Consider the following 13,654-nt stretch of genomic DNA (forward strand, 5'->3'; position numbering starts at 1 on the left):
CGCCCCGGGCGGCCCGCCGACAGACTCCGGGCGCGGGCCGTCGGGGCCGCAAGGCGGCCTCGGCGGCGGGCCGAACGGGCCACCGAGCCGCCCCGACGACCGACCGGGCGGCGGCAAACGGAGGTGACACCCCATGAGCGACTACCAACTCGACGCGACCGGCGGTGAATCGAGCGGCGAGAGAGTCGAGGACGCGACAGAGGGACGCGACCCCTCGGCCGATCGAGAGTCCACTGAGCAGTCCGGGGGTCCGGCCGGGTCGGCCGGCGACGCGACCCCCGGGGCGGGCGAACGGTTGGGGATCGAGGTGCCCGACGAGCACGTCGCGGCGTTCGTCGCCGAGGCGTTCGAGGACCCGGAGCGGGACGCGACGTGGGAGGACGTCGTCGACGAGTTCGTTCCCGCGGACGCCCGAGAGCGCTGGCGCGAGCTCTCGATGCGCGACCGCGTCGAGGAGGTGCTCGCGGCGGCGGACGACTTCGACGACCGCGCGATCGACCGACTCGACGACGTCCCACTCGACCGCTCGGAGCCGACCGACGGGATCGAGGCGGCCTTCGACGAGGCGATGCGCCTGCGGCGCAACGCGGACACGTTCCGTTCGGGCATCGCCGACGCCCACGCCGCCGGGCGGATCGACGACGACGGCCTCGTCGCGGCCGTCGAGGGGTACGGCTTCGAGACGGACGCCATCGCCGAGCGCGAGGACCTCGTCGAGGCGGTCGCCGAGCGGTACGAACTCGGCTTCCGCCCGTATGGCGGCACGCTGATGGACACCGACGACCCCGAGGACCGGGAGACCGGGGAGGTGTGGTGATGGCCGACGACTCCGCGCCCCGCTGCGGCTCCCACGGAGGCGACCCCGCAGACGAGGACACGGCGCTGGTCGAACGCGCGGCCGACGCCCTCGCCGGGGTGTCGCTCCCCGACGGCCTCGGCGATGACCCGTTCACCGCGGGTGTCGTCACGGACGTCCGCGCGGACACCGGGACGGTCACCATCGCCGTCTCCCTCGATCCCGCCGGGACGACCGGGGATCTCGATCCCGAGACCGCGGACACCGCGGTTGAACGACTCCGGAGCGCGGTCTTCGAGGTCCCGGGGGTCGAGGAGGTGCACGTCGAGGAGGCGGACGCCGGCGACGACTCCGGCCCGGACGGCACGGCGGCGAACGATGCCGCCGCAGGCGGCGAACCGCACGGACACGGCGAGGGTGACCACAACGTGCACGAGCATCCCGAGCCGGCGGCCGAGCGGACGCTCGACGGCGTCGACCACGTCGTCGCCGTCGCCAGCGCCAAGGGCGGCGTCGGCAAGACGACCGTCTCGGTCGCGCTCGCACGCGGACTGGCGGCCGCCGGCCTCGACGTGGGGCTGTTCGACGCCGACGTGTACGGCCCCAACGTGCCCGAACTGCTCGACGTGGAGGGGCCGGTCCGCGCGACAGAGGACGGCGCCGCCGCGCCCGTCGAGCGCGCCGGGGTCGAGACGATGAGCGTCGGCCTGCTCTCGGACGGCGGCCCGCTCGCCTGGCGCGGGTCGATGGCCCACGAGGCGTTGTCCGAACTGCTGTTCGACACCGCGTGGGGCCACACGGTCGAGGGCGACGGTGACGGCGGAGAGCGTGGCGGCGACGACGCCGCCCTCGACGTGCTCGTGCTCGACGTGCCGCCGGGAACCGGCGACATCCCGCTCACGATCACCCAGTCGGTTCCGGTGGACGGGACGGTGCTGGTGTCGACGCCGGCGGCGACGGCGCTGTCGGACACCGCGCGCTTCCGCGATCTGCTCGACGAGAACGGGGTGCCGGCGCTGGGCGTCGTCCGCAACATGGACGGCTTCACGTGCCCGACCTGCGGCGACACGCACGACCTGTTCGACGCGGACGCGGACCCCGGCGAGACCCTCGACACCGCCGTCCTCGCGAGTCTCCAGTTCGACGCCTCCCTCCGCGAACGGCTCGCCGTCGACGCGGACGGGGACCGGACCACGGACGCGACAGGGGAGGCGGAGCTTCCGGACGCGGCCCGCGAACTGGCGAGTGCCGTCGGCGACCGCCTCGCACTCGATGACGACGCCCCGGTCCCGGAGGCGGCGGTCGACGTGCGCGGGATGCCCGAACGTCCCCGCCGCGAACACGTCCGCGCGGAGGCGGCCGACACCGCGCCCGGCGGGACGCTCTCCGTCGTCGACGCCGCGCCCCCCGACTCGCTGCTGTCGACGGTCGCCGACGGGTTCGGCTGCGCGATCGACCGGCTCGACCCGCGGGTGCGCCGCCACGACGACGACCGGTGGTCGCTGACGGTCGAACGCCCGCCCGCCGGGGCGGACCCCGGACCGGACGCGACGACCGCGGACCGGGACGGACGGAACTCCGACGGCGGCGACGCCGACCGACCCGAGGTGACTGGACCGTGAGCGTGCCCGACTCGCGAGGATCGTCGACGGGGGACGACGGCGAGTCCGTCGCGGGCGAGGCGGCACACGATGGCGGTGGGCTGCCGGCCGTGACAGTCCGCGACGGCGCCGAACGTGCGACCGTCGAGGGTCGCCGGCTGCGCGAGATGGACCGTGAGCGGATCGAACGCGAGTACCTGTGTGCCAGTGGCGAACGCTGGGGCGGCGTCTGGCGGGGCGTCCCCGTCGCCGCGGTGCTGGAGGAGGTCGCCATCGGCGAGGACGGCGGGGCGACACACCTGCGGGTGGCCGCCGCCGGCGACTACGCCGTCTGCGTCCCCGTGGCGACGGCCATGGAGGCACATCTCGCCGTCGAGCGCGACGGGGACGTGCTGCCGTCGGAGCGCGGCCCCCGGTTCCTCGCACGGGTCGACGCGGGGAAGACGGTGAAGGCCGTTCGCGAGCTCGAACTCCTGCGGCTCGACCCGAGCGAGGACCCCCAGGACTACGAGAACTTGGGGTACTAACCGCCTAACTCCCTCGGGTCAGTCACAGCCGATATCCTGGTACTGCGGCCGGATACCATCGTTCCCACTCGTTCCCAGCTTCTCGGATCCCGATCCTAGGTTTTTCAAGGTGGGCTGGGTAGCGCCGTTCATGTCGAACAGGACGGAGATAGCGGATCGAACCAAGGGGTGAACAGGGCGTGCATATCACTCCATGGACGAACACCGGTCGGGACACACGACGGGGTGATCGCTGATGGACCGTCGAGCGATCGCCGTCGTGCTCGTCGTGCTCGCCGTGCTCGCGCCGACGTGGTTCGTCGCGATGCACGGGGAGCCCCCGTCCGAGGAGATCCGGATCGACCAGAGCGTCAGCGAGATCAGGCCGCTCGACGGGTTCGTGGACACGCCGAACAAGCTGTCGCCGGCCCAAGTCGGCGTCGTCGTCTGGGTGGCGCTGTTGGCCCTGCTCGGCGCGATGGCGTTTTTCCACCGGTTCATGAACAGGGCCGCGCGGCCGGACCCGGGCGAGGGCGCGTCCGGCGGCGGGGGGGCCGAGGCGACCGCGACGGACGGCGGCCACGCGACCGGGAGTGCCGAGGTCGCCGACGCCGACGGATGGACCACGTTCCCGTGGATCGAGACGGACTACCGCTGGGTCGTCGAGTACCACGACGCGAGCGACGCTGTCGAGGGGCTCGTCGCGATGGGCGGACTCACGGTGCTCACGATCACGTTCGCGGCGCTGTTCACCGCCGAGTACCTCACGCTCGCGCGGACCCAGTACTTCGGGATCTACACCTTCGGGATGTTCATGTCGCTGACCGGGCTGACGGTGTCGTACTACGCCTGGTTCATGCCCCACGTCGAGGTCGCCGAACGGAGGGATCACTGATGACCGGAGACCCCACGGACCACGACCACGATCACCACGAGCACGACGAACCGGACTGCCACGACGGCCCGCCGGGCGACGGGACGACCTGTGACGCCTGTCCGAACGACGACGGCGGTCTCTCCGTCGAGCCGAGCATCTACGAGCCTTTCTGGCGGGACAACCGCGCGGCGCTGGGCCGACGCGGCTACGCGAAGTTGCTCGCCACGGTCGGCGGCCTCACGGCGCTCGGGAGCCTCATCGCCCCGGTCGCCGGGCTCACGCAGGTGTTCGAGCGAAAGTACCGCGGCCCGGTGTACTCCGACGGCGTCCCGCTCGTGGACGCCGACGGAGAGCGGATCGCGGAGGGCCGCCTCGCCCCCGGCGAACAGCTCACCGTCTTCCCCGAGCCACGGCCCGGGATCGAGGACGCGCCGACGCTGCTCGTGCGCTTTGAGGAGTCGGCCTACAGCGAGGACATCCGCGGGGAGTACACGATCGGCGGGTACGCCGCGTTCTCGAAGGTGTGCACCCACGCCGGCTGCATGGTCGCCGACCGCGACGGCGACGTGCTCGTGTGTCCGTGTCACTCCGGCCGCTTCGACCCGGTCCGCGGCGCGCAGGTCGTCGGCGGTCCGCCGCCGCGGTCGCTTCCGCAGCTGCCGATCACCGTCTCCAGCGACGGCTACCTCATCGCCACCGCCGACTTCCAGGGGCCGGTCGGGCCCGGGGGTGAGTGACGATGGCGTCGCGCCTCGAGGCGGTCTACGACTGGTTCGACGATCGGCTGGACGTCGACGACGCCAGCGACTTCGCCGGGAAGGCGTTCCCCGCGGAGGACTCGTACCTGTTGGGCGAGGTCGCGCTGTTCTGCTTCGTCGTGCTCGTCTCCACGGGCGTGTTCCTCGCGTTCTTCTACGAGCCGAGTACGACCGCCGTCGAGTACGAGGGCAGCGTCGCGCGCTACCAGGGACAGGAGATGCCGGCGGCGTTCACGAGCGTCCTCAACATCACCTACGACGTCCCGTTCGGAATGCTCCTGCGGCGGATGCACCACTGGGCGGCGCACCTGTTCGTCGCCTCCATCGCGCTGCACATGCTCCGGGTGTTCTTCACCGGCGCCTACCGCAACCCGCGCGAGCCGAACTGGGTGGTCGGGACCGGCCTCGCCGGGCTGTCGATGTTCGCGGCGTACACCGGCTACGCGCTCCCGTACGACGAGTTCGCCAGCACCGCGGTCGGCATCGGCTACAACGTCGCGGGGTCGATCCCGCTGGTCGGCGACCCGCTTGCGGCCATCGTCTTCGGGGGGTCGTTCCCGACGAGCGCGACGATCCCGAGGTTCTTTTTCATGCACGTGTTCCTCATCCCGGCGGCCATCGCGGGGCTGATAGCCGTTCACATGGCCATCCTCATCCGTCAGAAGCACACCGAGGCCGAACGCGACGGGGACGTCGTGCCGCCGGGTTCGTCTCGACCGGCGGCCGACGGTGCGGGCGTCGACGCCGCGGGGACGGGAACGGAGGTCGCCGACGGGGGGCGCGCCGGGATCGCCCGCGACGACGACAGCATCGTGATCGGCCTGCCGGCGTTCCCGAACCAGGCGGCCGTGAGCGCGGTCGTGTTCTTCCTCACGATGGCCGTCCTCTCGCTGTTGGCTGGCTTCCTCCCCGTCCACAACATCGCGGCGTACGGCCCCAACGACCCGGCGTCGACGCCGTCGCTCATCATGCCGGACTGGTTCCTCATGTGGGGGTACGGCTTCCTGAAGGTTGTCCCGTCGTGGATGAGCGTCGACGTGCTCGGCGTCCACATCAGCTCCGAGTTCATCGGCGGCCTCCTGCTGCCGGGGCTGGTGTTCGCGGGCGTCGCCGTGTGGCCGTTCATCGACCGCGCGGAGGAGCCCGAACACTTCAGTCTGAACCCCCTCGACCGGCCGCCACAGACGGCGGTCGGCATCGCGGCCATGACGTTCGTCATGGTCGCGTCGATCGCCGGCATGGACGTGCTCGTCGCCGAGATACTCCACACGTCGACCGCGGAGCTCAGACCGTATCTGACCGCCGCACTCGTGGTCGTCCCCGTCGCGGCCGGCACGATCACCTACGCCGTGCTCGGCGGGTTCGGGGACGACGACAGCGACGACGCGTCGCGATCGGACGGCGGGGAGGGAGACCATGACTGACACCGACAGCGGGCCGGGGCGGCTCACGCTGTCGCCGCGGGGATACCGTTGGGCGGATCGTGCGACGAAACTGGCCGGCGTGGCGTTGATCGCCGTCGGACTCGACGTCGGCGGCGACACGCTCGCCGGCGTGGCGCTGGCGGCGCTGGGCGTGGCGCTCGGCCTCGCGACCGTGGTTCTCGACATCGACAACCAATGACCGGATCCGAACCTACTGACACGGCTGACGAACAGGCGGGCGACGACCTCACGGCTGCACGCCGCGACTTCCTCAAGGGGGTCGGGGCGGCCGCGGCCGTCGGCGCGAGCGGCGTCGGCGTCGCCGACCAACTCGGCGAGATGAACGCGCTGGAGGTCGTCGACGACCCCATCGGGAGCTACCAGTACCGCGACTGGGAGGACCTCTACCGCGAGGAGTGGGACTGGGACGACAAGGCCCGGTCGACCCACAGCGTGAACTGCACGGGCTCGTGCTCGTGGCAGGTGTACACCCGGAACGGCCAGGTGTGGCGCGAGGAGCAGGCGGGCGACTACCCCCGATTCGACGACTCGGTGCCGGATCCGAACCCGCGCGGCTGTCAGAAGGGGGCGTGCTTCTCGGACTACGTGAACGCCGACCAGCGTGTCACCCACCCGCTTCGCCGGGTCGGCGAGCGCGGCGAGGGGAAGTGGAAGCGCGTCTCGTGGGACGAGGCGCTCACGGAGATCGCAGAGGAGGTCGTCGACACCGTCCAAGCCGAGGAGTACGACGCGATCAGCGGGTTCACGCCGATCCCGGCGATGAGCCCGGTGTCGTTCGCGTCGGGGAGCCGGCTGATCAACCTCCTCGGCGGCGTGAGTCACTCCTTCTACGACTGGTACTCGGACCTGCCGCCGGGCCAGCCGATCACGTGGGGAACCCAGACCGAGAACGCCGAGAGCGCCGACTGGTACAACGCCGACTACATCATCGCGTGGGGGTCGAACATCAACGTCACCCGGATCCCGGACGCGAAGTACTTCCTCGAGGCCGGCTACGACGGGGCGAAACGGGTCGGGATCTTCACCGACTACAGCCAGACCGCGATCCACTGCGACGAGTGGATCGGCCCGGAGCCGGGCAGCGACACCGCGCTGGCGCTCGGGATGGCCCGCACCATCGTCGACGAGGGACTGTACGACGAGGAGCACCTCAAGGAGCAGACGGACATGCCGCTGCTCGTTCGCGAGGACACCGGGAAGTTCCTCCGGGCGAGCGAGGTCCCCGGGCTGGACGCCGACGCCGACCGCCCGGAGAAGGTGTTCGTCATGGTCGACGCCGACGGCGACCTCCGGACCGCGCCCGGGTCGCTGGGCGAGCGCGACGGCCAGCACGACGACTCGGTGAGCATCGAGCTCGACTTCGACTACTTCAACCAGGCGAAGGGGAACATCGCCGTCGAGGAGGAACTGTGGCCGAAGCTCGACCTCGTCGTGGACATCAACTTCCGGATGGACTCGACGGCGCTCAACAGCGACATCGTGCTCCCGACGGCGAGCCACTACGAGAAACACGACCTCTCGGTGACGGACATGCACACGTACGTGCACCCGTTCACGCCGGCGGTCGAGCCGCTCGGCGAGTCGAAGACGGACTGGCAGATCTTCCGCGAGCTCGCGGCGAAGATCCAGGAGGTCGCCGAGGAGCGCGGCGTCGAGCCGGTCGAGGACCGGAAGTTCGACCGCGAGATCGACCTCCAGTCCGTCCACGACGACTACACGCGCGACTGGCTCGACGACGAGCCCGGCGCGCTCGCGGAGGACAAGGCGGCCGCGGAGTTCATCCTCGAGCACTCCGAGGAGTCCAACCCGGAGGGAAGCGACCGCGACTCGACGCCGAGACGGCGGTCGAGACCGACGAGGGCGCGGTGTCGACGCGAACCGTCTGGCTGAACCTCCGCGACGAGCTCTCGGAGTACACGCCCGAGCGCGTCAACGAGATCACCGGCGTCGGCGAGCAGACCCACCAGGAGATCGCGAGGGAGTTCGCTGGCGTCGAGCGCGCGAAGATCATCCACGGCAAGGGCGTCAACGACTGGTACCACAACGACCTCGGCAACCGCGCGATCCAGCTGCTGGTCACGCTGACGGGCAACCTCGGCCGGCAGGGGACCGGGCTCGACCACTACGTCGGCCAGGAGAAGATCTGGACGTACAAGGGGTGGCAGAACCTCTCGTTCCCGACCGGGAGCGTCCGCGGCGTCCCGACGACGCTGTGGACGTACTACCACGCCGGGATCATGGAGAACACCGACCCCGAGACGGCCGAACGCATCCAGGAGTCGGTCGACAAGGGGTGGATGCCTCTGTACCCCAGCGAGCGCGACGACGGAAACCGGCCGGACCCCAGCGTCATGTTCTGCTGGCGCGGGAACCGAGCAGCTGACGTTCGACGACATCGAGGAGCAGCCACGACGCATTCTCGATACGGGCGACCACTGGACGTCGGACGTCGAGGACGGGGAGGCGTACACGCCGTGGAAGGACTACGTGCAGGAGAAGAACCCGTGGCCGACGTTCACGGGTCGCCAGCAGTACTACATCGACCACGACTGGTTCCTCGAACTCGACGAGGCGCTCCCGACCCACAAGGAGGCCCCCGTGCTCCAAGAGAAGTCGGAGTACCCCCTCGGCTACAACACGCCTCACAGCCGCTGGTCGATCCACTCCACGTGGCGCGACAGTTCGAAGATGCTGCGGCTGCAGCGGGGGGAGCCGACCGTCTATCTCAACCCCGACGATGCCGCGGAGCGCGGCATCGAGGACGGCGACACCGTTCGCGTGTACAACGACCTCGACTCCGTCGAGGTGCAGGCGAAGATCTACCCGAGCGGCGAGCCCGGGACCGCCCGGCACTACTTCAGCTGGGAGCGGTTCCAGTACCCCGACCGGAACAACTTCAACTCGCTCGTGCCGATGTACATGAAGCCGACCCAACTCGTCCAGTACCCCGAGGACACGGGCGAGCACCTTCGGTTCATTCCCAACTACTGGGGGCCGACCGGCGTCAACAGCGACGTTCGCGTCGAGGTGGAGCTCGTCGAGTCCGCGGCCGACGACGCGGACGACGAGACCGACGGCGAGAGCGGCTCGGTGTCGGGCGGAGCGCTCGGACGCCTCTCCGGGGTTCTCGGAGGTGACGACTGATGAGCCAGAGCGACGACTCCACGGTCGACCTCGCGGAGGGCATCGACCATCAGGTCGCGATGGTGATGGACCTGAACAAGTGCATCGGCTGCCAGACGTGTACGATCGCGTGCAAGACGAACTGGACGGAGTCGGGCGGCCGCGAGTACATGTACTGGAACAACGTGGAGACGAAGCCCGGGTCCGGCTACCCCCGCGACTGGGAGGAGATGGGCGGCGGCTGGGACGAGAGCGGCGAGGAGCGCACCCCCGGCGACCTCCCCGATCGCGAGGACTACGGCCGCGCCTGGGACTTCAACCACGAGGCGATCATGTATGAGGGGAGCGACGAGCCGCTGCGCCCCTTGGAGAACGCCGACTGGGGTCCCAACTGGGACGAGGACGAGGGCGCCGGCGAGTACCCCAACTCCTACTACTTCTACCTCCCGCGCATCTGCAATCACTGCACGCACCCCTCCTGCGTCGAGGCGTGCCCGCGCTCGGCCATCTACAAGCGCGAGGAGGACGGCATCGTCCTCGTCGACCAGGACCGCTGTCGCGGCTACCGCTACTGCGTCGAGGGCTGTCCGTACAAGAAGGTGTTCTACAACGCCGAGACGAAGACCAGCGAGAAGTGCATCTTCTGTTACCCGCGGATCGAGGGCGAGGGTCCCGAGGGGGAGGTCCGGCCGCCCTCCTGCGCGGAGGACTGTCCGCCACAGCTCCGGCACGTCGGCTTCCTCGACGACGAGGACGGCCCCATCCACAAGCTGGTCAACGAGTATGAGGTGGCGGTCCGGCTCCACCCCGAGTACCGGACAGAGCCGAACGTCTACTACATCCCGCCGTACGCACCCCCGCAGACGTCGGAGGGCGGGGAGACCCTCGACGCCGAGCGCATCCCCCGGGACTACCTCGAGGAGCTGTTCGGCCCGAAGGTCAACGAGGCGCTCAACACGATCAGCCGCGAGCGTGACCGCGTTCGCCGCGGCGAGGAGAGCGAACTCATGGAGATCCTCTCGACCGTGAACAACGACGACCAGTACCGGCTGGAGGTGTTCGACGATGCGTGAGGACGACGGGAGCGTTCCCGACCGCACCCCCGAGTCCACGCTCGGGTCGAAACTCTCCCGCGAGCACGTCGCCGCGCTCGCGCTCGTGGTGACGGTCGTGGCGTCGGCTGCGCTGCTCCCGACGCTGGCGGACGCCCGTCCGGCCTACGAGATCCCGGTGGACTACCAGCAGTCGTCGGCCGATCTGTCCGAGCCGTCGGGCGAGGCGTGGGACTCGGTGCCCGCGGCGAGCGTTCCCCTGAGCAGCGCGGGCGCGTCCGTGCCGGCGGCCGACGAGACGAGCGTCGAGTCCGTCCGCGTCGAGGTCGCCCGGACGAACGAGCGTCTGTACCTCAGGCTCTCGTGGGCGGACGCGACGACGGACACGTCGACCGACGAGATCAGCGGGTTCGCCGACGCCGTCGCCGTGCAGCTTCCGGCGAACCAGAGCGAGCGCCCGCCGATCGCGATGGGGTCGACGAGCAACCGCGTGAACGTGTGGTACTGGAGCGGAACCGGCGAGCACGAGGCGCTGTTGGCGGGCGGTCCCGGCACGACGACCGAGATCGACGAGCCGACGCTGCGGGCGAACGCGACCCACGAGGACGGCCGCTGGACGGTCGTGTTCTCGCGGTCGATGGCGTCCGACCGAGCGAACGTGACGGACGTGTCCCCGAACCGGGACATGGACGTGGCGTTGGCGGTGTGGAACGGGTCGAACATGGAGCGCTCGGGCCGGAAGGCCACGAGCGAGTGGTACTACCTCGCGCTTGGGCCGGACACCGGCGGGCCGCCCTACGAGGCGATCCTCTGGTCGGTCGCCGGCCTCGCCATCGTGTTCACGACGCTCGTGACAATCGAGGGGATCCGCCGAACGAGGGGTGAGTGATCGTGGCCGACGGACCCGCCTCCCCGCCGAACGATCGACGTGGCACGTCGGACGCCCTCGGAGCGGTCGACAGCGAGGCGGCCGCCCGGGGCGCGGTGTACGCGCTCGCGGCGCGGACGTTCACGGAGCCGGACGAGGAGCTGTACGACGCGCTCTCGGACGGCTCGCTCGACGCGGAGTTCGCCACGCTCGTCGAGCGGACCGGGCTCGACGTCGACCCCCCGGACCTCGGGGTGGACGACGACCGCGACACCCTCGCGGCCCGGTACAACGACCTGTTCGTCATCGGCTACTCCGAGGTGATCGACGGAACCGACGGGACGATCGACAGCCAGGGGCCGCCGGTGTCGCTGTACGAGTCCCGCTACCGCTCGGGGGCCTCCTGGAACGACGTGAACCTGGACCTCGCCCGCGCCTACGAGCACTTCGGGTGCGAGATCGACGACGACGAGCGCCGCCACCACGACCACCTCCGGCTCGAACTCGAGTTCGCGGGCTACCTCTGCCGGCTCGCGGCCGCGGACGCCCGAGCGACCGGGGGTACGACCCAAGGCAACGGCGAGGCCGACGCGGACGTGCGCCGCGCCCGCCTCGACTTCCACGACCGCCACCTCTCGCCGTTCGTCTCGGGGCTGCACGAGGCGCTCGACGAGGAGCCCGGGACGGACCTGTACGGCCGCCTCGGGCGGTTCCTGGCGGAGTTCGTCGCCGCCGACGTGGACGACCTCGCGTCGCGAACCGGGGCGGGCCCCGGGGCCGAACGCGAACACGCCCGGACCGAGGGAACGACCGAGGTGGACCCCTCGTGAGCTCCCCGACCACCGACGCGACGCGTGTCGGCTCGACTCCGAGTCTCGATCGACAGTCGGGCGCGTCCGTCGCGGGCGGCCTCGCGATGGCGGCCGTCGCGGGGTCGACGCTCCTGCGGGTGCTGTACAACGCCCCCCTCGCCCCGATCGAGGTCCCGGAGGGCGCCGTCACGGCCGCGGGGACGCTCGCGACGGTCGTCGTCGTCGCGGCGCTGGCGGCGCTCGCGCTCGCGTCGGATCGGCCCGCGGTCCGCGTCGGGCTTCTCACCGTGGGCGTGTTCGGCGCGCTGGCGACCGTGGCGGACGCCGCGGCGGTCCCGGCGGTCGTCGCCGTCCCGGGCGGAACGGCGCTGGCGATGGGCGCCGCGCTCGGCGCACCGTCGTCGTATCGGGGGCTGCGTCGCCGCGTCGTCGCGCTGGCGTTCCCCGCGGCCGTCGCCGTCGCGCTCGCGGCCGCGACGGGCGTGGTCGATCCGGGGCTTCGAGGAACCGGAACCGTCGGCGTGCTGGCGGCGACGACGCTGCTCTCGCTCAGAGTCGAGGGCGACCGGACCGCGCTCGTCGCCGGCGGCGTCGGCTTCGCCGCCGTCGCCGTCGTGTCGTCCGCGGCGCCGTTCCTCACGGGGAGCGCGCTGCTCGTCGGCCTCGGGGTCGTCGACGCGCCGGTCCTCCTCGTCGCGACCGCGGTCTTCGGCGCGGTCGCGGCCGCGGTCGCCGGGGCCCGTCGCGGGGAGTACGTCCTCGTGTTCGGCGTCGGAGTCCTGTTGTCGGCCGGCGCCCCCACGGCGCCGCCGTCCGCGACGGCGGTCTGTCTCGGTGCGACGCTCGCCTGTGTCGACCTCGACGAGCTCCTCGGACCCGGAGGCGGTGACGGAGCCGGACGGGGGTCCGAGAACGGAAACGGTGACGGGGATCGAGCCCCGACCACGGGGGTGAGCACGCGATGAGGGACCCCGACGAGGCGACCGACGGGCCGACCGACCCGCGCGTTCACCCCGAGGAGAGCCCCGGCTTCGGCGAGGAGCCCGAGGGGCTGGAGGACATCGAGGTGAGCCGCGACGTGACGATCGGCGAGGCGACGCCCCGGGAGCTCGCGGCGACCGACACCGTGCCCGTCGCGGGCGAGGCCGCCGAATCGAAGGTCGAGTCGCTCCGCGAGGGCGACGCCGTCGAACGTCGTCGCGCCGCCCTCGCGCTGGGCGAGGAACGCGCGACGGAGGGGATCGTCGACGCGCTCGTCGCACACGGACTGTCCGATTCCGACGAGGACGTGCGCCAGTTCTCCGTGGAGTCCCTGGGGCAACTCGGGGGGGAACGCGCGGCCGTCGCCGCCGCCGCGACGCTCACGGACGACGACCCGTGGGTGCGCGCCGAGGCGGTCGTCGCGCTCGACCGGCTCGACCGCGCCGGCCACGCCGAGGAGATCGAGCGCGCGCTCGACGACGACCACCACGCGGTCGTTCGCAACGCGATGGTGTCGCTGTTCAAGCTCCGCGGCGAGGCGATGCTCCCGGTGTTGCTGGAGCGGTCGCACGCGGACAGCGAGCGCCTCCGCGAGTGGGCGGTCCACCTCCTCGCCGGGGTCGACGACGACCGGGCCGACGAGCGACTTGAGGCGGTCGCCGGCGACGCCGACGAGCCGCAGATCGTCCGCAACACCGCCGTCCGCGCGCTCGACGCCGACCCCGGGCGGTTCCGCCGGCAGTTCTCCGGGGGGACGGAGAACGACGCCGCCGACCTCCCCGGCGAGAGCACGCTGAACAGGCGACCCGACCTCTGACGTGACCGACGACCCACA

At 71.2% G+C, this 13,654-nt stretch carries 12 protein-coding genes and 2 pseudogenes; all 14 read left to right on the plus strand.

The annotated features are described in order from the left end of the window. Positions 1-133 precede the first annotated feature (133 nt). Complete coding sequence (locus tag GRX01_RS02950) at positions 134-817, plus strand: hypothetical protein (protein ID WP_159663328.1); 684 nt, start codon at positions 134-136, stop codon at positions 815-817. Continuing rightward, positions 817-2,418: a P-loop NTPase gene (locus tag GRX01_RS02955; RefSeq protein ID WP_159663330.1), complete on the plus strand. Its 1,602-nt coding sequence runs from the start codon at positions 817-819 to the stop codon at positions 2,416-2,418. The genes GRX01_RS02950 and GRX01_RS02955 overlap by 1 nt, the downstream gene beginning before the upstream one ends. Beyond that, positions 2,415-2,924, plus strand: coding sequence for a molybdopterin-dependent oxidoreductase (locus GRX01_RS02960; protein ID WP_321167886.1), 510 nt, complete (start codon positions 2,415-2,417; stop codon positions 2,922-2,924). Before GRX01_RS02955 ends, GRX01_RS02960 begins: the two co-directional genes overlap by 4 nt. Before the next feature lie 235 nt (positions 2,925-3,159). After that, positions 3,160-3,798 carry a hypothetical protein gene (locus tag GRX01_RS02965; protein WP_159663332.1) on the plus strand — a complete coding sequence of 213 codons (639 nt, stop codon included), beginning with the start codon at positions 3,160-3,162 and terminating at the stop codon, positions 3,796-3,798. After that, on the plus strand, positions 3,798-4,517 hold the full coding sequence (locus tag GRX01_RS02970) for a QcrA and Rieske domain-containing protein (protein WP_159663334.1): 720 nt from the start codon (positions 3,798-3,800) through the stop codon (positions 4,515-4,517). The genes GRX01_RS02965 and GRX01_RS02970 overlap by 1 nt, the downstream gene beginning before the upstream one ends. A 2-nt stretch (positions 4,518-4,519) precedes the next feature. Beyond that, positions 4,520-5,962: a cytochrome b gene (locus GRX01_RS02975; RefSeq protein ID WP_159663336.1), complete on the plus strand. Its 1,443-nt coding sequence runs from the start codon at positions 4,520-4,522 to the stop codon at positions 5,960-5,962. After that, the gene (locus tag GRX01_RS02980) at positions 5,955-6,161 is read left to right on the plus strand and encodes a hypothetical protein (RefSeq protein WP_159663338.1); all 207 of its coding nucleotides are present in this window, start codon (positions 5,955-5,957) and stop codon (positions 6,159-6,161) included. Before GRX01_RS02975 ends, GRX01_RS02980 begins: the two co-directional genes overlap by 8 nt. Further along, positions 6,158-7,597 (plus strand): annotated as a pseudogene (locus GRX01_RS02985) (molybdopterin-dependent oxidoreductase); the annotation flags it as partial. The gene GRX01_RS02980 and the pseudogene GRX01_RS02985, both read left to right, overlap by 4 nt. Positions 7,598-7,803: 206 nt before the next feature. Continuing rightward, a pseudogene (locus GRX01_RS02990) lies at positions 7,804-9,127 on the plus strand (molybdopterin dinucleotide binding domain-containing protein); the annotation flags it as partial. Next, the gene (gene narH / locus GRX01_RS02995; RefSeq protein WP_159663342.1) at positions 9,127-10,179 is read left to right on the plus strand and encodes a nitrate reductase subunit beta; all 1,053 of its coding nucleotides are present in this window, start codon (positions 9,127-9,129) and stop codon (positions 10,177-10,179) included. The pseudogene GRX01_RS02990 and the gene narH, both read left to right, overlap by 1 nt. Then, complete coding sequence (locus GRX01_RS03000; protein ID WP_159663344.1) at positions 10,172-11,047, plus strand: ethylbenzene dehydrogenase-related protein; 876 nt, start codon at positions 10,172-10,174, stop codon at positions 11,045-11,047. The genes narH and GRX01_RS03000 overlap by 8 nt, the downstream gene beginning before the upstream one ends. A 2-nt stretch (positions 11,048-11,049) precedes the next feature. After that, on the plus strand, positions 11,050-11,856 hold the full coding sequence (locus tag GRX01_RS03005) for a molecular chaperone TorD family protein (RefSeq protein WP_321167887.1): 807 nt from the start codon (positions 11,050-11,052) through the stop codon (positions 11,854-11,856). Further along, on the plus strand, positions 11,853-12,803 hold the full coding sequence (locus GRX01_RS03010; protein WP_201289490.1) for a phosphate ABC transporter permease: 951 nt from the start codon (positions 11,853-11,855) through the stop codon (positions 12,801-12,803). Before GRX01_RS03005 ends, GRX01_RS03010 begins: the two co-directional genes overlap by 4 nt. Continuing rightward, a complete protein-coding gene (locus GRX01_RS03015) occupies positions 12,800-13,636 on the plus strand; it encodes a HEAT repeat domain-containing protein (RefSeq protein ID WP_159663346.1) in 837 nt (278 codons plus the stop codon). Before GRX01_RS03010 ends, GRX01_RS03015 begins: the two co-directional genes overlap by 4 nt. Positions 13,637-13,654: the final 18 nt, after the last annotated feature.

This window comes from Halobaculum saliterrae, assembly GCF_009831625.1.
In the GTDB taxonomy this organism is placed as follows: domain Archaea; phylum Halobacteriota; class Halobacteria; order Halobacteriales; family Haloferacaceae; genus Halobaculum; species Halobaculum saliterrae.